This window comes from Aliivibrio friggae (assembly GCF_057368515.1).
The window spans coordinates 1,555,201-1,581,916 of record NZ_CM170648.1 but is presented as its reverse complement, the minus strand read 5'-3'; the positions used below and the strand labels follow the sequence as shown (position 1 = coordinate 1,581,916).

Here is a 26,716-nt window from a genome sequence, read left to right as displayed (position 1 = left end):
AGGGGGAGAGAATGAAACCATTACTGAAAAAATGCGCCGCAATAGGACTTGCTAGTATATTTGCCATTGCAACACCAGTATATGCGACAGATTCATTACAGAGCATGACACCAGAGCAACAATTGGCTTATACGGCACAAAATAAAAATGAGAGTACAGAAAAGCGAGCAGAGGCGTTGCGTCAATTAGCCCGCTATCCTAATCAAAACAGTTTAGTTGCCGTAGCAAGAGGATTAAAAGATCCTGACCCTATGATCCGCAAAGCGGCAGTAATAGGTTCAGATTTATACCAATTTAAACATCGCTGGCAGATAGTATCGCCTTTATTAACTGATCCAGAGTTGAGCGTTCGTATGGCAGCAACCGCAAATTTACTTCGCGAATACAACCAGATGTCGGCATCTCAGCAAGCTCAAATTGAAGCGCCATATCAGGAAGTAACGGCATATTTAACAAAGCAACAGGACTCTGGGTCTCAATTACTATTAGCCGATGTGTATCGTTGGCATGGTGAGTGGAGTGATGCCGATATTATTTATCAAGAGTTGGTGAAGCTAGCCCCCGATAACTCGCAAATATGGTTAAATTTATCGGATAATTATCGAGCACAGAACCAAGATGATCAGGCGCTATTAATATTAGATAAAGCGATTGTTCAATTACCAAAAGAGGCGAGTCTATATTACTCAAAAGCGTTAACACAGGTACGTTTAAATCAGAAAAAACAAGCAGCACAATCAATACAGGCTGCTGCTGATTTAGCCGAAAATAATAGCTATTATTGGTATTTAAATGGCGTTTTGCATGAAGATATTGACTTGAAAACCGCGACAGAATCGTTTGAGCAGGCGTATTTGATTTCGGGTTCACCGGAACAACTTTATGCGGTATGTGATATTTACGTGCGCTATGGAAATGATAAGGCGGAGGCGTGTTTAGAAGAGCTTGCTAAAGTTGCTCCTGATTATGTAATTGCTCAACTAAAAGAAAAACAAAAATAATTAGGGATATTAATAATAAAAAAGCCCGAGGTATATAGTACCTCGGGCTTTGTTTTTTTTATGCTTTTATGAATTAATGCATGATTTGCAATTCATCAACTTCCATATCAATACGAGATGGGTTTTTCTGCAGCCAACGTAGTCGTAGGCTAAGTAAAATAGCAGAGGTAGTTAAACCACCAATAAATCCAATCCAGAAGCCATATACGCCCATAGGTTCAATAATCCAATCAGTCATACCTAGGATATAACCGGAAGGCAAACCAACAATCCAATAAGAGACAAACGTACACTTAAAGATTGCCGTCATGTCTTTATAGCCACGAAGTGCACCAGCGGCGACAACTTGTACAGCATCTGTACATTGGTAAATCACAGCTAAAAGCATCAGACTTACAGCCAGCTCAACCACTTCTTTATTATCTGAGTATAAATAAGCAATATTTTCACGGAAGATGAAGGTTAATACTGCGGTACAACATGCCATCATCAGACCAAAAGCGAGACCACAGAAGCTCGCAATTTTTGCGCCTTCAAGATCGTTTTCACCTAGCTTGTGACCAACGCGAATACTAACGGCAATCGCGATACTCATTGGCACCATAAAGATCAACGATGAGAAGTTAATCGCGACTTGGTGCGCAGCAACAACGATTGAACCTAATGGTGAAACAAGTAGGGCAACCGCTGCAAATAACGTCACTTCAAAGAAGATAGAAAGAGCAACAGGAAGGCCAAGCTTAAATAGACGGTAGATCTCTTTTGCTTGTGGCTTGTTCCATGTTTCATATAAATTTACACGACGTAATTTAGGTGCAATAAACGTATAGATAACCATGGTGATAAACATTAGCCAATACACGATTGCCGTTGCTACACCACAACCCACACCACCTAATGCCGGCGCGCCCATTTCGCCATACACAAACATCCAGTTTAAAGGTACGTTAGCTGCAAGACCGATAAAGCCGATGATCATTGCTGGCGTGGTTAAAGACAAACCTTCACAGAAACTACGTAGCGCTTGGAATAATAAAAACGCAGGAGCAGCCCATAGCACCGCATGTAAATATCCTTGAGTCTTTTCAAATAACTCAGGCTCCACATCCATAGCCGCAATAATAAAGCCAGCGTTATAGAGGATAAGCATAATCGGTATAGAAACGATTAACGCTAAGTAAATGCCTTGATGGATCTCAAATGGGACTTTTTTAGATTTTCCTGAGCCGTTCAATTGAGCAACTACAGGTACAAGTGCCATTAATAAGCCAACACCAAATAATACTGATGGAAGCCAAACACTTGCTGCAATTGCCACGGCTGCCATGTCAGTTGCGCTTACGCCACCAGCCATAACGGTATCAACAAACCCCATGCCTGTCTGAGCGACACTCGCAATTAGGACTGGTGTTGATAATTTAATTAATCGAACGATTTCTTTTTGGTATCTGTGCACTGATTCACCGTACAAATTTTTAGTATAAAAAGGGCATTAATGTATTAAAGAGCATAAATGCGAGTTCATTTTGCGCTAGTAGCTATCGCAAAAGAAAATTGGGTCTGATTGAGTGCTTTGAACAGAGAGAACTGTTAAAGGTAAGCAGAAAGTGGACAGTATATAGATTAAGAGAGACTTCACAAAATGAAATATTCAACGTATCGTAGATATTTTTAAAATAGCCAAAACCAAATAAAATAACTCAATGTATTTAATGGTATTGATAGGAGATAATGATGTTTACTGGGATTGTTGCAACAACTGCGAAAGTAATTGAAATAACTAAAAAAGAAAAATTTCAAACCCATGTAGTAGAAATTCCTGCACCGTATCATCAAGGTTTAGAGATTGGCGCGTCTGTTGCTCATAATGGGTGTTGTTTAACCGTAACTAATATTAATGGGCATCTTATTTCTTTTGATTTGATTGAAGAGACACTGCGTTTAACCAATCTTGGGTTATTAGAAGTAGGGCAATTTATTAACATTGAGCGTGCAGCTCGCTTTGGTGATGAAATTGGCGGTCATTCAATGTCTGGCCATATTGTTGATGTGATGACGGTGAGAGAGATTAATCAAACGACTGAAAATTGCCAAATTTGGTTTGATGTTGCGCAGCAATGGACTAAGTACATACTGCATAAAGGCTACATTGGGGTTGATGGTATTAGCTTAACCATTGGTGATGTTGATGAGAAAGGCTTTAACGTTAATTTGATCCCTGAAACGTTAGAAAGAACCAATTTAAGTGGTCGTGGTATTGGCGATAAAATTAACTTAGAAATTGATCCGCAAACACAAGCAATCGTAGATACGGTAGAGCGAGTGTTAGCGAATCAATAATGAGTTAAAGAAATGACTTAAAATAGTCCATCTTCCTCATTATTCGTCGTCAGATTTATAGATTGGTTTTGAGGGTTTATCTCCATCGTGAATTCAATTGCTCGATGACAAGATGGACAGTCATCATAAATGGTTTTATTTGATTGCTTGTGGTCAATAAGCATATTAATAGCATGTTGACAGTTTGGACACTGTATATTTTGATTTGTGTAATTATTCACAACAAACTCCTTATTATTGTTCTGCAATTACGAATTTGTACTTTGGCGTATCTTCATTCATAGTAGAAAAGAGAGTTGGTTTTTGAAGTGAATTAAGTGAAAAGATTGATGATATCGACGTTTTTTAATCTAGATTAATAAAAAATGAGATGGTGAGTACCATCTCATGTATTACATTATTTATTTTTATTTAGGTCAAGTTTATCAATTAGCTGCTGAGCATGGAGCATATACTCTCCACCGAACATAGAGCAGTGATTTAATACATGATAAAGACTATATAAATGCTGACGAGTTTCAAAGCCTTCTGCTATAGGGGTGATCGATTGATATCCTTCGAAAAAGCTGTCCTGAAATCCACCAAATAACTCTGCCATTGCAAGGTCACATTCAGGATCCCCCCAATAAGAAGCAGGATCATAGCTGATTGGGCCTTTAACACTCAGTGCAATATTTCCGTGCCAAAAGTCACCATGTAATAGAGCTGGTTTAGGCTGATGATTACGTAATATGTGTTTTGAATTTTTAACTAAGGTATTTATATCACCAAATTCCATGCCTTTTTCATGCAAAAGTTGCAATTGCCAACCAATGCGCTGCTCGGCGAAGAAACAATCCCATCGACGGTGCCAGGTATTAATCTGTAATACATTACCTAGGTAATTATCGCAATCAAAGCCGTATTCAAGCTGATCTCCCCATAAATGATGGTTAGCAAGGCTAACACCGAGATCAAATGAGGTGAGTTGGTCCATAGGCTTTGTTGGTAGAAAATTGAGAACTAAAAATGAGTGCTCTTTAGTCGTTCCAACATGAAGAGGCGATGGGACAAACATATGGTCTGATTGGTCAAGCTGATTGAGGCTTTCCGCTTCGGTTTCAAAAATAGGGAGTTCTGCACGCTCATTGACTTTAATAAAGTAGCGCTGAGCACCATCACTGATCATGTAACAATCATTAATCTCCCCACCATTTACAGCTTCACGTTCAGAAATGATAAAAGGGCGACCCGTTACATCAGAGATTTGTTGAGCGATAGCTTGCCACATAATTGCCTCTCTTGAATATCTGAAAATTACCTAACTAAGCATAGTGTATTCTTAATAAATATCTGTGAAGTAAGGCAAAAAATTACTTTCAATATTATAGTAATAAGACAAATCAATAGATTTACAAGAAGAGAACAATCTGCGGGCGTGGTTTGAATTGTCAATGTAAAAGGAAAGTATTTGAGAGTTATTCTCTATTTTGATAAATTACCAGTAAGAGCTTGTGAAAAATGAGCATTTATAATTATAACGAACTATTACTAACGGACAGACTATGATTGTCAATACAGAAGGTTACCATGCTCTTATTGAGTATCTAACAGAACACTTAGCGATTTTTGCAAATCAACAAGGTGATACTGGTGAAGAGACAGTAGAAGATATTGTAACCGATTTAATTGCTTCTAATTTAATGACGGTATTTTCACAAAACCCAGAATTGGATGCAGATGTTCGATTTACGTTGTTACGTGAAGCTGATGCGGTAGTTGCAGATTTAGGTGAAGTACTTGCTGGTGCTTGGATTCAAAAAGCGACAAATGAACAAGTGATGTTTCTCGATGATTATATCGGTCTGATTAAAAATTTATTTGATAGCGCTTTCAAATAACGTTTAATCGCATAAATGCATTGATTATGAAGCCAAATAAAATACGACTAAAATAGTCATTATTTTATTTGGTTTTTTACTTCTATCTTTTCAATAACGCCTTACAGAACTCGTCTAACTTGCCAGAATGCTTTTTTCCAATAAGGGTTATCTAGGCTTGAAATGATCACACCTTTCGATGTAGATGCATGCATAAATTCTCGATTTCCAATATACACGCCTACATGCCTTACTTTAACGCTGGTTTTAAAGAAAATAAGATCGCCTTTTTTTGCATTCTCTAAAGAAATTTTTCTTCCTGTTTCAACCTGATACTGTGTCGTTCTTGGAAGCCATTGTTGATGCAAACTACCGAGTGCATCTTGTGTGAAAGCCGAACAATCCACGCCTTGCTTGCTTGTACCACCATATTTGTATGGGACACCTTGCCATTCTTGAAAATAGTCTTGATACCCATCAGACGTCGATAATTGAGGGTGTTGAGTGCTAATTTCTTGTTTTGTAAGCTGTGGCTCAGGAGGGGAGGCACAACCAAATAAAGTGAGTAAAGCAAAAATAGAGATAAAATGCCGAGTCATGTTCAATCCTAGATAATAAAACCAACCTTACTATTCTGACTTATCTCTATAGAAAAAATCAATATTAATAAAAGCAAGCTTATATAATCATTGATATTGTAAATGATTATCACCTAATGTTAACTGTAAGTTTTATGCTTTGGTGAAAGTATGGTTATAAACACTACAAATGAAATATTTTGTGACATTTTGAGCTTTTAATGATTTTTACAATCGTGTAACCTTTGCGTGAATTTTGGAAGTACTTACTTTTAACTAAAAGACACATAATTTAACCATTTGTTTCAGAATGGAGTGTTTTTAATTATAAAGAAAGACAAAAACAAGGAGTTACAGATGAGTTCGTCTGCATCGCAACAACAGAATCAACAGCAGCCAAAAAGGCCGTTGTTCACACGTTTTCTTGATTCAGTAGAATATTTAGGAAACCTATTACCACACCCAATTACCCTTTTTGCAATCTTTTGTGTGGCAATTTTAGTTTCATCAGGTATTGCAGGTTACTTTGAATTATCAGTAATTGATCCTCGCCCTGAAGGGGCAAAAGGCCGAGCAGCTGATGGCATGATCCACGTGGTTAGCCTATTCAATGCTGAAGGCTTACAACTTATCGTTACTAACTTAGTGAAAAACTTTGTTGGTTTTGCTCCATTAGGTACTGTTCTTGTAGCAATGCTTGGTGTTGCAATCGCAGAGCACTCAGGCATGTTATCTGCTGCTATGCGTGGCATGGTAATGGGTGCGTCTAAGCGTATGGTTACAGTAACGGTTGTATTTGCAGGTATTATTTCAAATACGGCATCTGAGCTTGGTTACGTAGTACTTATCCCACTAGCTGCAATGCTTTTCCACTCACTAGGTCGTCACCCGTTAGCAGGTCTTGCTGCGGCGTTTGCTGGTGTATCAGGTGGTTATTCTGCAAACCTTCTAATCGGTACGGTTGATCCACTGCTTTCTGGTATTACAGAAACAGCAGCACAAATGATTGACCCAACTTATACAGTTGGTCCTGAAGCAAACTGGTACTTCATGTTTGTTTCTACATTCTTTATCGCAATCACTGGTGCGTTTGTAACAGAGAAAATTGTTGAGCCAAAACTTGGTAAATATAACGATGAAGAAGCGTCAGAAGATTTATCAAATGATAAGATGGGTAAGCTAACTGCTATTGAGAAGAAAGGTCTTAAATTTGCAGGTGTTGCTGTTCTTGTTGTGAGTGCACTACTTGCATGGACGATAGTTCCTGAAGATGGTGTATTACGTTCAGCAACAGGTACGGTTGCAGGCTCTCCATTCTTGAAAAGTATTGTGGCATTCATCTTTGTATTCTTTGCGGTTCCTGGCTTTGTTTACGGTAAAATTACTGGTTCAATGAAGAATGATCGTGACGTAATCAATGCAATGGCAACATCAATGTCTTCAATGGGCATGTACATTGTTCTTGTATTCTTTGCTGCACAGTTCGTTGCTTTCTTTAAGTGGACTAACTTTGGTCAAGTAATTGCGGTTGGTGGTGCGAGCTTCCTACAAGATATCGGTCTTACTGGCCCAATGCTATTCTTCGCATTCATCTTAATGTGTGGCTTCATTAACTTAATGATCGGTTCAGCATCTGCACAGTGGGCAGTAACAGCACCAATCTTTGTTCCAATGTTAATGCTAGTAGGTTACGCACCAGAGACAATTCAAGCGGCTTACCGTATTGGTGATTCAACAACGAACATCATCACACCAATGATGAGCTACTTCGGTCTTATTCTTGCTGTAGCAACACGTTACATGAAGAATTTAGGTATCGGTACACTGATTGCAACAATGTTACCTTATTCAATGGTATTCATGTTTGGTTGGAGTATCTTGTTCTACCTATGGGTATTCGTATTCGGCCTACCAGTAGGTCCAGGCGCAGCAACATTCTACACGCCATAGTAGGTAATAGAATAAGCGCTTAGTTCTGAGTATATAATTAGAGCTAGATATATAAATTAAAGGCGATCTTCGGGTCGCCTTTTTTGATCGTTCGTTTTTGTAATGCGATTGCTTATTTGAGTAGAGCAAGGATAATGGCTGGATGATGAGTGGTAATGTGTGGTTCTATGCGCCTTGATAAGTTTATTTGTAAAAGTACAGAATTAACGAAAACCCAAGCGGTTGAGTTGATTTTAGAGGGAAGAGTAAAAGTAAATAGTGACACCGTCACACTTGAATCAACTCAAGTTCATGAGAATAATGACATTACTCTTGATGGAAAAGAGTTAGTCGCTCGACCTTTCCGTTATCTGTTAATGAATAAGCCAGCTGATACCATTTGTTCGAATATTGATGAAGTTTATCCTTCTTTGTTTAATTACATCAATGAGGGCAATAATACTGAGCTTCATATTGCTGGGCGTTTAGATGCAGATACAACAGGCTTGGTGCTAATAACCGATGATGGCCGTTGGTCTTACAATATTATTACTCCAGCGAAGAAGTGCGAGAAAGTTTATCGTGTGGGTTTACGAAATCCAATCTCAGAAAATGCTGTTGATATTTTTACTTTTGGTGTTCAGCTACAAGGAGAATCGCAGCTGACTCGACCTGCTAAATTAGAAATAGTAAGCGAGAAAGAGGTATTATTGACGATTACAGAGGGTAAATTCCATCAAGTAAAGCGCATGTTTTCCGCTATTGGCAATAAAGTGATTTCATTACATCGAGAAAAAATTGGTGAGGTTATGCTGGATGTTGAGGTAGGAGAGTGGCGCTATTTAACAGATGCAGAAGTGACGTCATTTAAACAGTAAATATCTCTTTGAAGAGATGGTACTGTTAGCGTGAAAACAGCAATGAGATACCCTGAGAGTACCTCATTGCGATATGATTATTTCTTTCTAAATGGTTGAGTCAGCATTTTATCTAAATGTTGTTCTCTTGTTTTTCTAAATAACCCGAGTCCAATTTTCATCTCTTCATGCCCATCTCTTGGCTTGACTAAATAGGTGTTTCCAAAGCGATCCCAAATAGATAAAAAGAAGCCATAATTATTATTCATTTCAGTAACATGAATGGAGTGGTGAACTCGATGGAAATCAGGCGTAACAATAATTGAGCGTATGTAGCGATCTAACCCTTTTGGAATAAATAGATTACTGTGATTAAACATAGCGCTGATGTTTAACAGGATCTCAAACAGAATAACCGCTTCAACAGGGATCCCTAATAAACCAATAGCCGCAATCTTAATCAGCATAGAAATAATGATTTCGATAGGGTGGAAACGTGTACCAGTCGTGACATCAATGTCTTGATCAGAATGATGCATACGGTGTAAGCGCCATAATAGAGGGACACGGTGAAAAGCACGATGTTGCCAATAGATTAACCAATCTAACAGTAAGATGGATAGAAGCCCTGTGAGAAACTGTGGCGTGTTTAGGTAATAAAATAGTCCCCACTGTTCTTGATTTGCAATTAAAGCAGCATCAATCGCCAATAAAGGCAGAGCTAGGCGTAAAATAAAGCTATTAAAAAAGACTAAGCCAATGTTATTAAACCAGCGAGTAGATTTTTTTTGAGTCAAAGCTTTGCGCGGCCATCGGTATTCAGCCAAGGCAAAAATGATGAATGCAACGATAAAACACCCCAACCGAAGGGGGTTACTGTATTCAATCCAGTTAATTTCCATTAGGAATTCTCTTATAGAACTTGTTATTACTTATACTGTAAGTAAAATGCGCTTTTTTTTCCATATAAATAGCTTGGTTATTGCAAATGCGTATTCACAAAGTCCATCAATTACATAAAGAAAGATTAGCACGTTCAACAAAACCCTTTAATGCGCGTGGTGCTAATGTGAACCGTTGTGAGTATTGCCAAGTTCATCAAGACTACTGTATTTGTGAGTATCAACCTGCAGTTAACTCTAATGCTGCTTTCTTACTTATTATGTTTGATACTGAAGTTCTAAAACCTAGTAATACTGGAAAACTTATTGCAGATTTAGTACCTGAAACCCATGCGTATTTATGGTCTCGTACAGAGCCAAATCCAGATATGTTAGCGTTATTGCAAGATGAATCATATCAACCGTTTGTTATTTTCCCTGAAGAGCAAATTGAAAATAAAGCGCTAGTCACTAATGATATTGTGATTACAGAAGGCAAAATGCCTTTATTTATTTTACTTGATGGAAGTTGGCGTGAAGCAGGCCGTATGTATCGTAAAAGTACTTACCTACATAAATTGCCTGTCCTGTCTTTTAATCGTGAGCATTTATCTAGCTACATTATGCGTAAGGCCTCAAAAGCTCACCAGCTATCAACGGTTGAAGTGGCAAGTTTGGTGTTGGATTTATTTGGTGAAAAAGAGAACGCAAGACATCTTGAATGTTGGTTTGAATTATTCCGTGAGCATTATCTTTACAGTAAGCGACCAGTAAAAGGGGCTGAACGAGGAATGGGCTTAAAGAATTTGATTGAATTTCGTACAGAACTGAAAGAAAGCAACCAAATCTAATGGGGTTTTGAGGTTCATTTCACACAAAATAAAAGGTAATTCCGCCTAGGTCACAGTCTGTATTTATATAAATTAGGTAAAATAACACCATAAAAATTTAAATAGATTAGGACAAGGATACCTTATGTACTACGGTTTTGATGTAGGTGGCACAAAGATTGAATTTGGTGCGTTTAATGAAAAATTAGAGCGCGTTGTCACTGAGCGAATTCCAACACAAACGGAAGATTACACATTATTGGTTGATGATATTGCAGGTTTAATTGCAAAATACGACGCTGAATTTGGTGTTGAAGGTAAAGTCGGTTTAGGTATTCCAGGAATGGAAGATGCTGAGACAGGCGCTTTATTAACAAGTAATGTTCCTGCTGCTAAAGGTCAATTTCTACGTAAAGACTTAGAAGCAAAGATCGGTCGTTCAGTAAAAATCGACAACGATGCTAACTGTTTTGCGTTATCAGAAGCGTGGGATGAAGAATTAAAAGATTCACCATCAGTAGTGGGCCTAATCTTAGGTACAGGTTTTGGTGGTGGTTTGATCTTTGATGGTAAAGTATTTTCGGGTTATAGCCATGTAGCCGGTGAATTAGGACATTCTCGCTTACCAATCGATGCATGGTTTCACTTAGGTGATAAAGCACCATTATTAGAGTGTGGTTGCGGTAATAAAGGTTGTATTGATAATTACCTTTCTGGTCGAGGCTTTGAACTGCTCTATGCTCACTATTATGGTGAAGAAAAGAAAGCGATTGATATCATCAAAGCGAATGAAGCTGGTGATGAAAAAGCGGTAGAGCATGTTGAACGTTTTATGGAATTATTAGCAATTTGCTTTGCTAACCTGTTTACTTGCTTTGATCCGCACGTGGTTGCACTTGGCGGTGGCTTATCTAACTTTGAATTGATTTATGAAGAGTTACCAAAGCGTCTACCAAAACATTTATTATCTGTAGGTCGTGTGCCTCGTATCATTAAAGCGAAACACGGCGATTCAGGCGGTGTACGTGGTGCGGCGTTCTTAAATATTAAAGACTAATCTTGACTCAATATTTAGAATAGAAAATGCAGATACAAAAAGAGCCTCATGTTGTTTGTTATTATTAACAGGTAACAAAGGCTCTTTTTTTGTGCGGTTTAAACTTAAAAAGAGAAGTGAACTAGAAGTTATAGCCTAGGTGTAAACCGAAGAAAATTTCTTTATCGCCAAAATCAGTACCAACATTACCTAAATATTGGTAACTATAATCACCGTAGTCAGCAGAGAGGTGAATATCCAGTGCTTGGTTAGTCCAACCCAGTTTATTTTCAATGTTTAACCCTGTTGAATCTTCGAAGACCATATCTAGAATGATGTCTCCACGGTAATACATATCACCAAATAAGAATAGGCTACCAGCATTTAATGACAAACCAGAGTTATCAGTCTCAAGTAAAGGTTCATTTGAAGAGGTATTAAAGCTCTTATAAGCTAAGCCAATGTTGCTACTACCAAAACCAGTATCCATAACAAAATTACCACCAAGGGTAAGAGTGCTTCTATCCAGTGTGAGACCTTGCTCGTCTAATGGCTGAATATTATATGAACCATAAGCGTTAAAGTTTTTACCACTAAACTTACCACCAATAGATAAATCTGAGTCAGCAGTCGGATTATCAGCATACCCCAGAGTTATCGCAGCAGCGCCAAGAGATATTTGTCCATCAATAGCCATTCGTCCATCTCGTGCATTACTTTCCATTGATTTGGTTGTTGAAATACTAACGTTATTTCCGGTAAAACGAGGGTCTTGAACATGGAAATCATTAGCAAAAGCCGCAGATGAAATAAAACTTAAAGCAGCAGTTGAAATTAGTAGATTATTTTTCATTGTAAACCTTATATATAATGTTATTTATAGTTATGCCTTAATTAACATTAAGGCATAGATAGATTAAATTATAATTATAATTCACTCAATATTCGTATATTTTATAAATACATACTTTAAGTTGATTTACTTTATGGTTTTCTATTATTACTGATGATTTGTTAAATTAGTGTCTTTATTTAGACTGTGGTATTGATTTTGCTTATTTATTTCAATGTATCTATTCATATTTTATTCGCTGAGTGAAATTAATTATTACAATCAGAAATAAATTAAATTTATTTTTTAAAATACCAGTCCTAAATATAATCCAAGTGATACATTCGGGTCGATAGTTATATCATCTGTGAATTCGGAGTACATATAATAATGGATGCTAGCCCCAACTAGAACGTTATCATTGAGATTAAACTCATTAGCAAGGCTTAATCCATAGCTCAATGAATCACCATTAGAGCTATATTTCATTAAGCTACCATTAGAGATGTCATAATCATCAATCTTTAAGAAGGAGTAGCCTAGTTGAGCACCTAAGACTATGTTTGAGGTAGAGATAGATATTATATGGTCGTAGCTAAGATTAAGGGTCTCTAAGGTTATACTTAAATCTTCTTCTTTTATTTCATAGTCGGTACTTGGCTTGTAATTCATCGATATTCTATTGCTCTTATTTATGTATAGCCCAAGAGATAAATCAAGTGATGAGTCATGTTTGAATTTTATATTTGTATTGTCAATTCCAATAGGGCTTCCATAATTCCCACCGACTTTAATAAATGGGGCATCTGCGGATAATATTGAAATGACAGTACCTATATCCCTAACTAATGTGTCTGATACATCAGCGTTTGAGTTAAAAGATGTAGGTATTAATATTGATAAAAGATATGCGTATTTATTTTTCATATGTAGTTCTTAATGTTTATTGGTTGTATTATAAGGTTAATCTTCCATAATTTAATTTTCCAATTAATATTTTTATTATATTTTACTAAATATTTTTTCATTGTTGAAATTACTTATTATGAATAATACCATCCGTTTTTTATTAAGGAATTATCATGTGAAGAAGCTATTGTTAATATTTATAATTATATACTCCAATAATATTAGAGCATCTAATAATCAATTAATGATATATACAGGCCAAAGCTCAAGAAGCTCAGGTCTAGAAGAATTGTATACAGTTAAATTGCAATATAGCCAGCCAAATGAGTTTTTTAGAATCCCAGGGCGTAGGAACATTGAAGCTGGATTTTTTGCTTTTGGTGAGCATGAATCAAATCTAGATGAAAATAATCAGTTTATTGCTGGTTTATCACAAGATCTGTATTTATTAAATTCACCTTTTCTTTATGCTGGTGCAGGGTTAGGTGGTTACATTAAAAGTAAATCGACAGAAAGGATTAGCTCTAAGGTAACATTCGGACAAAAAGTGTTTATTGGTGTTAACGTAAATAGAGTGAATATAGAGGCGTACTTCCGTCATTACTCTAATGGAACATTGACGAATAAAAATGCAGGACAAAATTTTGTAGGCTTAGCCGTCGGTTACTATTATTAAAAAGAGCCTCATGTTGTTTGTTATTACTAACAAGTAAACAGAGGCTCTTTTTTGTTGTGCTGCTTAACTAAGATTAAGTAGTTAAAGTTAACTACTAATTAAGCACAGCATTTTTTGTATTTTTTACCGCTACCACAAGAACAAGGTTCGTTGCGATTAGGTGTTTTTTCAAAGCGAGTTGTTTTTGGTTTATTTAAAACACCGCCAAGCTCAAGAATATTTTCTTCTTTTTCAGCATTCACTTCGATGTTGGCGAATAAGCTGTGCTCAGTAAGCTGCGCTTCAATTTCAACTTTACGCTCTTCTGTTTGAACAACTAAAGTTAGTGGTGCTTCTTCAGTACCTAACTTAACGTCACGTTTAGTGTTAAAACCAGAAAGAACGTGGTTTTGACGAGTTTCGATACGACCTTTGAAGAACATTTTAGACATCTTGGAGCCTTATAATTTTTGAACACAGTATTTTAGGCACTTTATATCATCAAAGAGCCTAGCAATAAACTAGAATACTAATTTATTTAAACTCTCGAACCCAACGGAATAATTGTTACCTTCTGACCAATATCTACCGACTCAACTGCAGGTTGCACCTCAATTAAGCAGTTTGCTTCGCTCATTGAGCGTAAGATACCAGATCCTTGTTTACCAGTGGTTACCACTTCCATTTGACCATTTTGGTTAATCGAGTAAATGCCACGGCTGTATTCAGTTCGGCCAGTGCGAGAGCGGATAAACTCTTTAGCGATTGCCGTAAAAGTCTCAGGTTTCCAGTTATCTTCACCTTGAAGTTTACGTAATGCAGGTTCAACAAACTGTAAGAACGCCACCATTACCGCTACAGGGTTACCCGGTAAACCAAAGAACGGAGTATCACCAATATGACCAAAGGCAAGAGGGCGGCCAGGACGCATATTTATACGCCAAAAGTTAATATTGCCCAATTTATCTAAGATCGTTTTGATGTAATCGGCATCACCAACCGAGACACCACCAGAAGATAAAATCATATCCGCTTGTTGTGATGCTTGAGAAAGCGTTGACTCTAAAGCGACTTCACTGTCTTCAATGATGCCAAAATCAATCACTTCACAGCCGATCTTCTGCAATAACGCCGTCAACGTGAAGCGATTTGAGTCATAAATCGAATTGGTTTTTTGTGCTTCACCCGGTGCTTGAACTTCATCACCAGTAGAGAATATAGCAACTTTTGTTTTTGTGATAACAGGGACAGAAGCAATGCCTAAAGACGCAAGCATACCCACTTCAGGAGCCGTAATACGTGAGCCTTTAGCCACACAGGTTTGGTCGATAGCAAGATCTTCACCTGCTAGACGAACGTTTTGGCCTTTACGAATGCCAGATTTTCCTGTATCAAAACGAACTTGATTGCCTTCTTGAGTCGCTTGTTCACGCATGATCACGGTATTACCATTTTCAGGCACTGGTGCGCCCGTCATGATTTTCGCCGCTTCACCGTGTTGAAGAGGGCGATCGTAACTGTGACCAGCCATGATCTCGGCAACTACGGTGTAGCTTTCACGCTCTAAATCATCACCACAAATCACATAACCATCCATCGCTGAATTATTATGTTGAGGAACATTGATCGGCGATAAAATATCTTGAGCCGCTAATGCATTAATGGATTCAACTAAAGAGACATTGCTTTGTGAATTTAGTGGTGTGATGGCCTCTAAAATCTTAGCTCTACCTTGACTAACAGATAAAAACGCAGGTGATAATTCATCGCAGTTAGCGGATAGATCACTTTGTTGTTTATGTTGATGCTGTTTAACGTAGTCAACAATGAACGCAGTGATAGCATCAGTATTGTTGATGTCCATTTGAGGCAGTTCTGATTCAGCTTTTGAGTCTGCTGCAATCGCAATGATGTTATCATCTTCTGGGAAGATCCACGGCTTACCGACTTCATCACGGTGTAATTCAATCTTGGTGTATGGCAGTTGCTTAAAACCTTCAATAAGAATCAAATCAAGTTCAGTTTGATCTAACTTATTGATTAGTTGCTGACAGGTAGTTTCTTTATCAGGCGTTTCAGTAATTAATGCATTACGAAAACGAGAGCTGATCAACATTTGGCTCGCACCAGCTTTACGTAAACGGTAGCTGTCTTTGCCTTCTTGGTCGATATCAAAATTATGATGTGCGTGTTTGATGACTGCGACTTTTAGTCCCATTTCATTAAGTTTTGGTAATAGCTTTTCTAATAATGTGGTTTTACCTGTGCCGCTATAAGCAGCAAAACCCAATAAAGGGATAGACGCAGTCGTTAAGCTCATAATAAAGGTCCAAATTGTTCGAGTTCTTGAGGGCTATTCAAATTGATAAAAGCATTTGGGTAATTAGAGAAATCAGCAAAGACGGTATTACACTCTTTGTATAATAGAATAATTTTTCTATCACCGCGCGCTAAGAAAGCATCAATTTTAGGAATAATGCGTTTGTGCATTAAAGTTACAACCGGTTGCATGTATTCGCCATCATGAGCGACTACAATGTCAGTATCTTCTTTTACCGCATCACACAATAAAGCAACAAGGTTGTCAGGTAGGTTAGGGGAATCACAAGGAATAAAACCAACCCAATCAGAATTCATATTGATTAAACCAGAATGCATTCCGGCCAATGGCCCTGGGTAATCGCTAAACTGGTCAGGAAACGTGACGCCGTAACTAGTATATTGTTCGATACTGCGATTAGCATTGATGGCAATCTGATCGGTTTGAGGCGTTAATATGTCTATTGCATGTTCGATGAGTGGTTTATTTTTAAAAGCGACAAAACCTTTATCTTGACCACCCATACGACGAGCTTGTCCGCCCGCTAAAATTACCCAACTAGTTTGCTTTGGCTGGAGCATACTTATCCTTGCTAACAATCACTTTTAATGGGGTTGATTCTATCAGCTTTGCGTCTGAAATGGTCCATTGACGATGACAAATTTCAGTTAAGGCATTGGTTTGGTGACTGGTTACTACAATACTAGAGCCACGTTCGAGTAGATCTTTGGCCATAATAACCAGTAACAGGATAGATTCTTGGTCAACGCTCGCACTTGGTTCATCCATCAGTAAAATAGACGGTTTTAGTACCCAAGCTCGTGCCATAGCAACACGTTGCTTTTCACCACCAGATAAAACAGAGATATGTTCATCGGCTAAGGTTTCTAACCCAACCATGCGTAACGCATTGATTACCATGTGACGCTTCTCAAGCTTATTCATGGTGGTGTATTTCATGCCATAAATAACGTTATCGAAAACAGTCCCATCAAATAAAAATGGGTTTTGATGCAGGTACACAATTTGATTATTGCCTGAGCGACCAAACAAACGTGCAGTCCAGTGTGGTTGATTAAGGTTAAGCTTACCGGTTGTTGGGTTTTGTAACCCAGATAAAATCTTAAGTAGTGTTGTTTTACCTACGCCATTAGCACCACGTAAATAGACAGATTCTTTTGGCCCTAATGATAAATGTGGGATGTGAAAAAGCACACGATCATTAAATCGCATCGATAGATTATCGGCAGTAATTCTTATTGTCATTTTTTATGCCTACTAAGTACGTAAATACCCTTTACCACGAGTGATAGAGAGTAAAAAGTTTAACACCAGAGCTAAAATTAATAGCACCATACCAAGAGCAACCCCTTGAGCAAACGCACCTTTTTGGCTTTCCATAGCGATTGCGGTTGGAATGTTTCGTGTAGCATTAAAGATGTTACCGCCGACCATCATAGAGCAGCCGACTTCGGTGATAATTCGAGAAAATCCAGCAATGATAGCGGCAAGAATAGGAAACCGTGTTTCCCAAATTAAGCTACCAAATGCTCGTGGTAACGAAGCTCCTAGAGTAAATGCAGTTTCCCATACTCGTCGATCACTGTGTTGAAATGCGCCGTGCATCATGGCAACCATAATAGGGAAACAGATAAACATTTGACCGATGATCATTGCTTCTTGAGTAAAAAGCAGTTGCCAATCGCCAAGAGGTCCAGATCGAGAAAGAACCATATACAGCAATAAACCAATCACAACAGTAGGTACAGATTGTAACGTGTTAATAATAGAGAGCAGTAGCCACCGCCCAGGAAATGAACCATATGCAAGCGCAAACGCCAGCAAGAGGGCAGGTAATAACACAACTGCCATTGCAAACAATGAGACAGAGAATGAAACACCAACAATGCTCCACAATGCAGCATCACCGCTAAACAGTAATTGAATGGCTTCGTGAGAGGTGGCTAAGATAGTCATGGATTATTTAGCGTCCGCAGTGAACAATTTTTTACCACTAAGAGTAAAGCTATCGATCATTGCTTGGCCTTTGTCACTTATTAACCAATCACTGAATGCTTGAGCACCTTTTGTATTTAGGTTGTTGTAACGCTCAGGGTTAATAAGAATCACCTGGTAAGGGTTAAATAGGCGCTTGTCGCCTTCAACCATGATCTCAAGGTCAAGTTTGTTCTGGTAAGCTAACCAAGTGCCACGGTCTGTTAATGTGTAAGCTTGTAGCTCAGAGGTCATATTCAATGTTGGTCCCATACCCTGGCCAACGGCTTTGTAGCCACCGAAGTTTGGTTCAATTTTTGCTTGAGACCATAAGATCAGTTCTTTTTTGTTTGTACCTGAGTCGTCACCGCGAGAAACGAAAGTAACGTCTGATTCTGCCATCTTCTCAAATGCAGCAGTCACGTCTTTCATACCGTGGATGTGTGCAGGATCAGCTTTAGGGCCAACAAGAACAAAGTCGTTATACATTAATGCTTTTGGATCAACGCCATAGCCTTTTTCAACAAAGCTTGCTTCCGCTTTAGGAGCGTGTGTCATTACTAAATCAACATCACCGTTTTCGCCCATTTTTAGCGCTTTACCTGTACCTGCTGCCAATACTTGAACTTCATAGCCAGAATCTTTTTTAAATTCAGGCAATAGGTAATCAAGTAAACCAGAGTGGTAAGTACTTGTTGTTGTCGCTAGGCGTACAATGCTTGCGTCATCTGCATATACGTTAGTTGCCGAAAAAGAACCAAGAGCCAGTGTAGCCATCACTGTAAACGTACTGATTTTATTGTTCATGTTATATCCATGTAGTGTTATTAAAATTACTGCAAATGCAATAAATGAATAGACTCATCGGCTTTAAAGCAATCATTATGCCAGAAATCATACTGATAAAATTATCTTTAACTTAATGATATTTAACCGATTAATAGGCATTTTGACATAAAAACCCTACAAAAAATGTGACTAGGACAAAATGTCTCATACGAAAGGATACATTTTGTAGAATTAAAGGTAGAATAAGTAGGACATTTTGACCCACATCTCTCGTTAAAGCGCATAAATTAGGAAGCTCTATGGTCTCGAAATCAGATTGGAATGCATTTTCAGTACTTGTTGTTGATGATGAAGTTGGTATGCAAACCATACTAAAAAAAGCATTAAGTAAACAATTTGGACAAGTTCATACCGTTGGAACTATTGAAGATGCCGAAGCTATTCGTCAATCTCACCATCTTGATTTGATCATTCTTGATATCAATTTACCCGGTCAAACGGGATTAGAGTGGCAGGAAAGTATTGCCTGTGACTCGCGAAATTATGACGTTATATTTATGACTGGATACGCAGAGTTAGATACTGCAATTCAGGCGTTGCGTTTAGGTGCTGCTGATTTTATTTTAAAACCGTTTAATCTTGAAAATATGCTGCAAGCGGTGAAGCGCTGTATGGATCGTCGTTTAGTTGAAAGAACCAACTTTGCATTACAGCGAGAAGTGGAAAAAAACAACCCAATTGAAATGATCGGTAACGCTGAAAAAACCATAGAATTAAAGCAAATGGTTGCCCAACTTGCGCCATCAAATGCCGCCGTATTAATTGAAGGTGAATCAGGTACAGGTAAAGAGCTTGTGGCTCGTGGTTTACACCAATTAAGTCACCGTAACGGCCCGTTTGTTCCTCTTAACTGTGGTGCTATTGCGCCTGATCTTCTTGAAAGTGAACTGTTTGGTCATACATCAGGGGCGTTTACTGGGGCTAAAAAAGGACGTGAAGGATTATTTAGAGTCGCTAACGGTGGAACTCTATTTCTAGATGAAATTGGTGAAATGCCCATTGGAATGCAATCGTCTCTTTTACGTGCCTTAGAGCAGAAAGCCATTCGACCTGTGGGTTCTGAAAAAGAGATCCCAGTTGATGTTCGTATCGTAGCGGCAACCAACCGAAATCTTCTTGAAGAAGTTGAAAAGGGTAATTTTAGAAAAGATCTCTTCTATCGCTTGAATGTCCTTACCGTTTCACTGCCAGCCTTGCGTGAGCGCAAAGCTGACTTGGCCTGCTTAACCGAGCATTTTTCCCACATGATCGCGAAAGAAATGGGGTTAAAACCAATTCACTGGGCACATGAAGACATCGTTGCTATGGCTCACTATGATTGGCCCGGGAATATTCGTGAGCTTAAAAATATGATTGAGCGTTGTATTTTACTCGGTAAACCGCCAGTAGAGCACTGGTCTAGTTTACAAGGTGACACGCCACTGCACCAATCACCTAATCAAGAGCCGATTTTAAATCAAGAACCAACGGAATGTCCTTGTATGCCAGAAATGGATGAATACCCAGATCAGTGGACATTAAAAGAAGTTGAAAAGAAGCACATAATTACGGTTGTAGATTTGCATGACGGGAACAAGTCAGCGGCAGCAAGGCAACTAGGTGTTGCTCGTAAAACATTAGAGAGAAAATTTAAAGAGTGGAGTGAAGAGATCGCATGATGTTATCTCCTCTTTTATGGAAACGTAGAATCAAAACCATGGTGAGATACCGTTTATTGTGGTTAAACTCTGTTCCTTTATTTCTCACATTGCTTGCTTTAGTGATTATTACTGCGTTTTGGTCGGTGCATTATACGTGGCAAAACGCACTCAATGATGTAGGAAGCAAATTATCCGTAGCAAACAACAGTATTGATTTTTTACAGCAAGAACAAGGCGCGGAACTCCATAGTTTTGCTGAATCTTATCAATTCCAAATAAGATTAAAAAATAATGATCCACAACTTCAATATTGGGCAGAGAACCAAGCAGATAATTATAACTCTGACTTTATTGTTGTTCATCCTGCTAACTATATTGAACATTTACCAGAGTCATCAGTTAAAGCATTATCATTAGGAATATCGCGTACCTTTTTTCAAGTAATGAGTAATGCTGATTTATATAACATTAGTCCTCAATTGAGTTCTCGAGTTCAGGTTATTAATAAGAATGATGGCAGCATAGAAAAGCGTGGATTAGTCAGTAGAACGTTAATTCCTATTTTTAGTGATGACGGTAACTTAGCGTGGATAGTTGATAGCGGTATTCTTCTAAATAACAGTACATTTTTAGTCGATCGAATCAGAGATCTTATCTATCCAGAGGGAGATTTAGCGTCGGATAATTATGGAACGGTAACTCTATTTCTAGACGATTTACGTATTAGTACCAATGTCCCACTGCATAATGACTTTGCGAATAAATCACTTAATCAGGGACGAGCAATAGGCACAAGTGTCTCAACTGTCGTAAAAAAGAGAGTGATTGAAAAGGGTGAGCGTTGGGTTAATCGAGCTTATGTATATAACGATTGGTATATCTCTGCTTATCAACCGATAAAAGACATGAACAATAATGTGATCGGAATGCTATATACCGGTTATTTAGAGTGGCCGTTACTTAAGCAATACTTACAGAATTTAGTGGAAGCTGGGGTAACCATACTCATTACTCTATTGTTATCGACTATTTTCGTGCATCGTGGAGCAAGAGATCTCTTTCAACCAATTGAAAAAATTCACTATGTGGTGAAGTCAGTGCAAATGGGTAAAGATGTTCGTATTGGTGAGTTGGGGTTAGATAATAGTCACGAACTTGCGAGCCTGGCACAACAATTTGATAATATGCTCGATCAGTTGCAACAGAGAAATATAGAGATCCAACGAGCATCAAAAAATTTGGAATCTAAAGTTGAATCTCGTACCGCCAGTTTGCATGAAAAAACCATTGAACTAGAGCAATACATTAAGTTATTAAAACAAGCGCAAGATAAGCTTATTATGAGTGAAAAACTTGCCTCTCTTGGTGAGTTAACTGCAGGGATCGCTCATGAAATAAATAATCCAACCGCGGTAATTTTAGGTAACGCGGAGTTGATTAAATATGAGTTGGGAGAGGGCGCTGAAGTTATTTCAGAAGAGCTTGATGCGATAATGGAGCAGATAGATCGAATTCGTAATATCACGCGCAGTCTGTTGCAATATAGTCGACAAGGTGGAATTCAAGATCAAGTCACTTGGCAGTATATTAATCCAATTATCGAAGAGAGTGTGACGCTCGTGAGAACAGGAGCACACAAGCGAGATATTGAGGTAGAGTTTGATTTTGAGCAACCACCGCGAGTTGAGGTCAATCGACATCATTTGTTGCAGATCTTAGTTAACCTGCAAATGAACGGTATTCATGCGATGAACAGTAAAGGGAAATTGATTATTCGTAGTCGTACTTGGTGCGAAGAAGGTAAAGAACGAGGTGCGATTATTGAAGTTGAAGATTTTGGTTGTGGCATGTCATCAGAACAATTAAATCGGATCTTTGACCCATTTTATACCACCAAACGAGACGGTACCGGTCTTGGTCTTTCTGTTTCGCAGAGTTTATTAAGCCAAACCGATGGAGAAATAAAAGTGCGCTCACAGCTTGGTGAAGGTTCTACGTTTATTATTTATTTACCAATAAAATCAGAGCACCATCAATTCGATAATTTGGTTGGATAAAAAAGAAACAGGAAAAATGTTATCCGCTTCACAAAATATGGAACAACTTTAAAATTTGTACTTTTTATAGCCATAATGTTTACGAAATTCGTTGATATTAAGACGACGATATAAGATAGTTAGCACGTCCGGTTATGACCCCGAACAGTACTAAATTAAGCCACATTCTGAGACGTGTGGCTTTCCTTTTTCTTCCCCTTTACTTCTTGTTTTATCTATTCTTTTCTAGATGTATCCATTCTTTTTTTAATTAAAAATCTAATCAATAATGACGATATTATCAGTCTGATCTGTATGTAATTGAGCTTTATTTTGTTCGATAAGTTGAACAGCGTGAGAGGGAGTAACTGCATGAAATTGTCCTTTCATACGGATACATGACGCTTCCCAAGCATAATCTCTATATAAGCCCGTTTGAGTATATTGAATAATCACTTTCATTTTAATTCTCCTTTTAGATTGAACAGCTATTGAGCTCGTTAACAATAGTTTGAGTGAAGATGATGTGCTACAGCTAAAAATGCAACATTAGTTTTACAAAATAAAGAAGGCGTTATTTTTCTATCGAAGTGATTTAGCTCTTTAATTACATATATGAACCCAAAATGAATAATGTACTCACTAATCATTAAGATACAACCTGTATTCTTACTCCTAAGTTAACGAATGAATCTACTTGGAGAATAATTATGAGCCCATTAAGCATTGTAATCATCACATTAAATGAAGAAAAACGAATCGGTCGTTTATTGGAAGATTTAACAAAACAAACAAATCAAAACTTTGAAGTGATCATTGTTGATTCAAACAGCGAAGATGCCACATGTGAAGTTGCTCAGGCCTTTGCCGCGAGTATTCCTGATTTAACGATCCACAAAATGGATAAACGTGGTGTTAGCCTAGGTCGTAATACTGGCGCATCACTCGCTAAGCATGAACGCTTATTATTTTTAGATGCAGACGTAAGCCTAAAAGCGGATTTTCTTGAGAGAGCAGCAACACAATTAGCTGAGAAAAAATTAGAAGTCGCTGGTGTGTATATGGGCTCTAAAGGGCTTCCTATTGCTCATCGAGTAGGCTACGGCTTATTTAACTTAGGTTTATTTGCTACTCAATTCACTTTTCCAACCGCCGTTGGTGCGTGTATTTTCTCAACAAAGCGTGCGCACAATGAATTGCAAGGTTTTGATGAAAACATCACCTTATGTGAAGACTGTGATTATGTGAAACGAGCAAGTCAAACCTGGCGTTTTCGATTTTTACCAATGACGTTTGAGTTTGATCCACGTCGATTAGATCAAGATGGTTTATTTACGATGGGAGCTACGTATTTAAAAGCTAATATTCGTCGCTTTTTCTTTGGTGAGATGCGCAATAATGAGATGGAATATAAATTCGGTCATTATTCTGAGCAAAAGTAACCAGCATAGGTAAGCGTGCTTATGTATGATTCTATGGCATTATTTACGGGCGCATTATTGGATGCGCTCATAGGGCCAAATTTATTTGTGCCGGGTGAGCCGTTCTTAATTGCAGCCGGTTTTCAGCTTCATCAAGGAGTTTGGGCTGGCGTTATTGCGGTATTGTTCGGTGGTCTTATTGGTGATCAACTCAGTTATTGGATTGGACGTCGCTTTGGCCGAAAGGCTCAGACACGATTAATGAACTGGCAACCAAAAACTCGCCGACCCATTGCACGATGTCGCTTGTTACTTCAGAGAAAAGGTAATTCGGTCTTATTATTTGCTCGCTTATTAGGACCAGTGGCTTGGATTGTTCCCTTTATCGCTGGTGTAAATAATATCGAGTGGCGACGATTTTCATTGTTTACATCTATTGGGTTATTACTTGGCGTGGGTCAATTTGTCTTATGGGGATATTTACTCTCTTATGGGATTGATGCCTTTCCATGGATGAGTGATATGACACTATTTGTCACCGAGCATAAACAATCAATAGTTACCTTGTTACTGATAGTTATTTTTTTCGTGATTGCAAAGAAGTTTCAATGGAAAAATATTGGCAAGAAATCAGTAGCAGTAGTTGTGAGTGCTATTATTTATTTGAATTATAGTCATTTTTTTTGGGTCGCTGATGATGTAATAGAAAAGCTAATTCCTGCACCATTGCATTTTGATGAAACAAAAACATCTTTCAAAGCTTTCCCTGGAGTGTCTTCGTTTTTTGATGCGCAAGCGGTTAATATCGCACTTATTGGACATCACCCTCAATCGATAATGGTGCAATTAGGTTGGATTGAGAATAAAACATTTTCTCGTAATGATATTGAATTTGTTGATTATCTTTCACTCATTAAGAATAAAACGCCACCGGTTTCTGATCTATTCTGGAACGGGCGGATACAAGATATGGCATTTCAATTACCGGGCGATTTATTAAAGAGAAGTCATATTCGGTGGTGGAGTGCAGGTAAGAACGAAAATAATGAACAAGTATGGTTAGGAGCACTAAGTTACGATGATGGGTTAACGATTACCGCTTATCGAGGTATTGTGACTATGTTACATAGCATTGATCCGAATGTAGATGAGGAAAGAGAACGATTAAAAACGAGTATTGATACTCTTTTTCTCGATTTAACGACCTTAAATATAGCTTATGCAGAACCGATCACTGAAGATGAACAACATGATTACTATTCTGATGGAAAGATACTAGTCATTGGTTCATCACAGAGTTTACTCATCGCAAATAATTAGGGTCGTTTTGACCCTAATTTAGATTGTCAGAATACGATTTTTAATAAAGCAGAAAAACGATCACTCTTTTACTAGTGGGAAGGTTAGGGTGGCTTTTAGTCCTCCCATTGCACTCTTTGATAACTCAAGCGAGCCGCGATAACTGTGCGCCATTTCACTCACAATATTTAGCCCAAGACCTGTTCCTGGAGTCGTTTCATCCAAACGGATACCACGTTTAATGACTTGTTCAAACTCTGATTCAGGAATGCCTTCACCATCATCCTCAATCATGATTTGAATTTGATTTGCTTCAACTTCCTTAGAATGAACACGGATCATTGAATGCGCCCATTTATACCCATTTTCAAGTAGATTCCCTAGCATTTCATCGAGATCGGTCTTATCGACGGCGATATGATCTTCACTATCTAGTTCATTAATTAATATCACTTCACGTTCAGCATAGACTTTATCAAATGCCATTGAGATCGCATCTACTCGTTCAGAGGGTGAGGTAGCCACTGAGAGGATATTCATTGAACCTGCCATGCGAGCACGACTAAGGTGATAATCAATATGTGCTTGCAGTTGAGCAATAGGGGCAGACAGACGATTTTTATCTTCAAGGCTCAAATATTCTAATTCATTTTTAAGTACCGATAGAGGCGTCTTTAATGAATGAGATAAATTACCTGCATGATGACGAGCACGTTCAAGTAACTCTTGGTAATGAAATAATAGTGCGTTGAGATCAGAAACCAATGGCGCGATTTCTTGAGGATAATGTTGACTTAATGCCTGTTGTTCACCTTTACGCAGCATCACTAACTCAGATTGCATTTTAGCTAAAGGGCGCAGTGACCAACTGACTTGAATACCGATAAGAAATAGTACCCCACTGAATAATAAGCCAAGAATGATCCAGAGCTGGCCTGTAAGTTGATGTAAGGTTTTTTCTAATGGATCTTCATCAAGACCAACAGTGATAGTTATTGGCTGCTTAATTTCAGGAAGGTAAATGTTTTTTTGTATATAAATCAGTTCCTCGTTATTAGCGCCTTTCACTTTTGGTTTAATAGATAAGCCATCTTCTTTGAATGTGAGCTTTTTATCCCACAATGAACGCGAACGTAGTTCATCTCCTTTGGTTGATGCCGTCCAATAAAGACCACTGTAAGGCTGACTAAAGCGAGGATCAGATAAACGCGATGGCATGATGAGGTTGCCTTTGCTATTTACTTCGACATTAGCGGTGATCTCATCCATTGACAGTAATAGCTGACTTTTTACATCTTGGACTAGATAATCGTTTACTAATTTAGGGATACCAATTCCCGCAGCAAATATCATGGCAGACAGCCAAAAAGCCGCAGCAAGAAGCAAGCGGCTTTTTAAGCTCAATTTTTTAAAGGTATGTTTAAATTGTCTCGGTGATGTATTCACAGT

Annotated in this window: 27 protein-coding genes; 12 read left to right on the top strand and 15 right to left on the bottom strand. The window is 38.1% G+C overall.

Annotated elements, in window-relative coordinates; translation table 11 throughout:
- Positions 1–11 precede the first annotated feature (11 nt).
- The gene (locus AC2INI_RS07405) at positions 12–1,001 is read left to right on the top strand and encodes a hypothetical protein (RefSeq protein ID WP_486304477.1); all 990 of its coding nucleotides are present in this window, start codon (positions 12–14) and stop codon (positions 999–1,001) included.
- A gap of 73 nt (positions 1,002–1,074) precedes the next feature.
- Here AC2INI_RS07405 and AC2INI_RS07400 read toward each other — a convergent pair whose 3' ends face one another.
- The gene (locus AC2INI_RS07400; protein ID WP_486304476.1) at positions 1,075–2,457 is read right to left on the bottom strand and encodes an MATE family efflux transporter; all 1,383 of its coding nucleotides are present in this window, start codon (positions 2,455–2,457) and stop codon (positions 1,075–1,077) included.
- Between the two features lie 278 nt (positions 2,458–2,735).
- Here AC2INI_RS07400 and AC2INI_RS07395 point away from each other — a divergent pair, with 278 nt between their 5' ends.
- Positions 2,736–3,341 carry a riboflavin synthase subunit alpha gene (locus AC2INI_RS07395; protein WP_486305710.1) on the top strand — a complete coding sequence of 202 codons (606 nt, stop codon included), beginning with the start codon at positions 2,736–2,738 and terminating at the stop codon, positions 3,339–3,341.
- Positions 3,342–3,358: 17 nt separating this feature from the next.
- On the opposite strand, the gene AC2INI_RS07390 is transcribed toward AC2INI_RS07395, so the two are convergent.
- Positions 3,359–3,562, bottom strand: coding sequence for a zinc ribbon domain-containing protein (locus AC2INI_RS07390; protein ID WP_486311213.1), 204 nt, complete (start codon positions 3,560–3,562; stop codon positions 3,359–3,361).
- 176 nt (positions 3,563–3,738) lie between these two features.
- Positions 3,739–4,611: a fructosamine kinase family protein gene (locus AC2INI_RS07385; RefSeq protein WP_486304475.1), complete on the bottom strand. Its 873-nt coding sequence runs from the start codon at positions 4,609–4,611 to the stop codon at positions 3,739–3,741.
- A gap of 274 nt (positions 4,612–4,885) precedes the next feature.
- Between AC2INI_RS07385 and AC2INI_RS07380 the strand changes: the two genes are divergently transcribed.
- A complete protein-coding gene (locus tag AC2INI_RS07380; protein WP_486304474.1) occupies positions 4,886–5,221 on the top strand; it encodes a DUF3802 family protein in 336 nt (111 codons plus the stop codon).
- 101 nt (positions 5,222–5,322) lie between these two features.
- Here the strand turns inward: AC2INI_RS07380 and AC2INI_RS07375 are convergent, their stop codons facing one another.
- The gene (locus AC2INI_RS07375; RefSeq protein ID WP_486304473.1) at positions 5,323–5,799 is read right to left on the bottom strand and encodes a C40 family peptidase; all 477 of its coding nucleotides are present in this window, start codon (positions 5,797–5,799) and stop codon (positions 5,323–5,325) included.
- Between the two features lie 336 nt (positions 5,800–6,135).
- On the opposite strand from AC2INI_RS07375, the gene AC2INI_RS07370 reads away from it, so the two are divergent.
- Positions 6,136–7,728: an AbgT family transporter gene (locus AC2INI_RS07370; RefSeq protein WP_045101960.1), complete on the top strand. Its 1,593-nt coding sequence runs from the start codon at positions 6,136–6,138 to the stop codon at positions 7,726–7,728.
- Between the two features lie 167 nt (positions 7,729–7,895).
- The gene (locus AC2INI_RS07365; protein WP_486305708.1) at positions 7,896–8,585 is read left to right on the top strand and encodes a pseudouridine synthase; all 690 of its coding nucleotides are present in this window, start codon (positions 7,896–7,898) and stop codon (positions 8,583–8,585) included.
- Positions 8,586–8,662: 77 nt separating this feature from the next.
- Here AC2INI_RS07365 and AC2INI_RS07360 read toward each other — a convergent pair whose 3' ends face one another.
- Positions 8,663–9,466 carry a sterol desaturase family protein gene (locus AC2INI_RS07360; protein WP_122034549.1) on the bottom strand — a complete coding sequence of 268 codons (804 nt, stop codon included), beginning with the start codon at positions 9,464–9,466 and terminating at the stop codon, positions 8,663–8,665.
- Between the two features lie 86 nt (positions 9,467–9,552).
- Between AC2INI_RS07360 and AC2INI_RS07355 the strand changes: the two genes are divergently transcribed.
- Together AC2INI_RS07355 and nagK are read left to right on the top strand one after the other, a co-directional pair.
- Complete coding sequence (locus tag AC2INI_RS07355) at positions 9,553–10,296, top strand: tRNA-uridine aminocarboxypropyltransferase (protein ID WP_486304472.1); 744 nt, start codon at positions 9,553–9,555, stop codon at positions 10,294–10,296.
- Between the two features lie 124 nt (positions 10,297–10,420).
- Positions 10,421–11,332, top strand: a complete 912-nt coding sequence (gene nagK, locus AC2INI_RS07350) for an N-acetylglucosamine kinase (RefSeq protein ID WP_486304471.1) — start codon at positions 10,421–10,423, stop codon at positions 11,330–11,332.
- Positions 11,333–11,453: 121 nt separating this feature from the next.
- On the opposite strand, the gene AC2INI_RS07345 is transcribed toward nagK, so the two are convergent.
- Both AC2INI_RS07345 and AC2INI_RS07340 read right to left on the bottom strand, forming a co-directional pair.
- Positions 11,454–12,164: a hypothetical protein gene (locus tag AC2INI_RS07345; RefSeq protein WP_486304470.1), complete on the bottom strand. Its 711-nt coding sequence runs from the start codon at positions 12,162–12,164 to the stop codon at positions 11,454–11,456.
- Positions 12,165–12,449: 285 nt separating this feature from the next.
- Positions 12,450–13,070 (bottom strand): TonB-dependent receptor, encoded by a 621-nt coding sequence (locus AC2INI_RS07340; RefSeq protein WP_122034556.1) that lies wholly within the window; start codon positions 13,068–13,070, stop codon positions 12,450–12,452.
- A gap of 157 nt (positions 13,071–13,227) precedes the next feature.
- On the opposite strand from AC2INI_RS07340, the gene AC2INI_RS07335 reads away from it, so the two are divergent.
- Positions 13,228–13,728: an acyloxyacyl hydrolase gene (locus tag AC2INI_RS07335; RefSeq protein ID WP_216822081.1), complete on the top strand. Its 501-nt coding sequence runs from the start codon at positions 13,228–13,230 to the stop codon at positions 13,726–13,728.
- Positions 13,729–13,826: 98 nt separating this feature from the next.
- On the opposite strand, the gene AC2INI_RS07330 is transcribed toward AC2INI_RS07335, so the two are convergent.
- From AC2INI_RS07330 to AC2INI_RS07305, 6 genes are all read right to left on the bottom strand, one after another.
- Complete coding sequence (locus AC2INI_RS07330) at positions 13,827–14,159, bottom strand: PBPRA1643 family SWIM/SEC-C metal-binding motif protein (RefSeq protein WP_486304469.1); 333 nt, start codon at positions 14,157–14,159, stop codon at positions 13,827–13,829.
- 86 nt (positions 14,160–14,245) lie between these two features.
- Entirely contained in the window at positions 14,246–16,027 is a 1,782-nt protein-coding gene (locus AC2INI_RS07325; protein ID WP_486304468.1) for a bifunctional molybdopterin-guanine dinucleotide biosynthesis adaptor protein MobB/molybdopterin molybdotransferase MoeA, read from the bottom strand.
- The gene (gene mobA / locus AC2INI_RS07320) at positions 16,024–16,608 is read right to left on the bottom strand and encodes a molybdenum cofactor guanylyltransferase MobA (RefSeq protein WP_486304467.1); all 585 of its coding nucleotides are present in this window, start codon (positions 16,606–16,608) and stop codon (positions 16,024–16,026) included. Before mobA ends, AC2INI_RS07325 begins: the two co-directional genes overlap by 4 nt.
- A complete protein-coding gene (locus AC2INI_RS07315) occupies positions 16,586–17,293 on the bottom strand; it encodes an energy-coupling factor ABC transporter ATP-binding protein (protein ID WP_122034567.1) in 708 nt (235 codons plus the stop codon). Before AC2INI_RS07315 ends, mobA begins: the two co-directional genes overlap by 23 nt.
- Positions 17,294–17,305: 12 nt before the next feature.
- Entirely contained in the window at positions 17,306–18,004 is a 699-nt protein-coding gene (locus tag AC2INI_RS07310; protein ID WP_122034569.1) for an ABC transporter permease, read from the bottom strand.
- Positions 18,005–18,007: 3 nt separating this feature from the next.
- On the bottom strand, positions 18,008–18,829 hold the full coding sequence (locus AC2INI_RS07305; RefSeq protein WP_486304466.1) for an ABC transporter substrate-binding protein: 822 nt from the start codon (positions 18,827–18,829) through the stop codon (positions 18,008–18,010).
- A gap of 281 nt (positions 18,830–19,110) precedes the next feature.
- Here AC2INI_RS07305 and AC2INI_RS07300 point away from each other — a divergent pair, with 281 nt between their 5' ends.
- The gene (locus tag AC2INI_RS07300; RefSeq protein WP_486304465.1) at positions 19,111–20,529 is read left to right on the top strand and encodes a sigma-54-dependent transcriptional regulator; all 1,419 of its coding nucleotides are present in this window, start codon (positions 19,111–19,113) and stop codon (positions 20,527–20,529) included.
- Positions 20,526–22,568, top strand: coding sequence for a cache domain-containing protein (locus AC2INI_RS07295; protein ID WP_486304464.1), 2,043 nt, complete (start codon positions 20,526–20,528; stop codon positions 22,566–22,568). The genes AC2INI_RS07300 and AC2INI_RS07295 overlap by 4 nt, the downstream gene beginning before the upstream one ends.
- A gap of 258 nt (positions 22,569–22,826) precedes the next feature.
- Here AC2INI_RS07295 and AC2INI_RS07290 read toward each other — a convergent pair whose 3' ends face one another.
- Positions 22,827–23,009 carry a hypothetical protein gene (locus AC2INI_RS07290; RefSeq protein WP_122034577.1) on the bottom strand — a complete coding sequence of 61 codons (183 nt, stop codon included), beginning with the start codon at positions 23,007–23,009 and terminating at the stop codon, positions 22,827–22,829.
- Positions 23,010–23,257: 248 nt separating this feature from the next.
- Here AC2INI_RS07290 and AC2INI_RS07285 point away from each other — a divergent pair, with 248 nt between their 5' ends.
- Both AC2INI_RS07285 and AC2INI_RS07280 read left to right on the top strand, forming a co-directional pair.
- Positions 23,258–23,989 carry a glycosyltransferase family 2 protein gene (locus tag AC2INI_RS07285; RefSeq protein ID WP_122034579.1) on the top strand — a complete coding sequence of 244 codons (732 nt, stop codon included), beginning with the start codon at positions 23,258–23,260 and terminating at the stop codon, positions 23,987–23,989.
- A 21-nt stretch (positions 23,990–24,010) separates the two neighbouring features.
- A complete protein-coding gene (locus AC2INI_RS07280; protein ID WP_486304463.1) occupies positions 24,011–25,288 on the top strand; it encodes an LssY C-terminal domain-containing protein in 1,278 nt (425 codons plus the stop codon).
- A gap of 60 nt (positions 25,289–25,348) precedes the next feature.
- Here AC2INI_RS07280 and AC2INI_RS07275 read toward each other — a convergent pair whose 3' ends face one another.
- The gene (locus tag AC2INI_RS07275; protein ID WP_486304462.1) at positions 25,349–26,713 is read right to left on the bottom strand and encodes an ATP-binding protein; all 1,365 of its coding nucleotides are present in this window, start codon (positions 26,711–26,713) and stop codon (positions 25,349–25,351) included.
- Between the last annotated feature and the right edge of the window lie 3 nt (positions 26,714–26,716).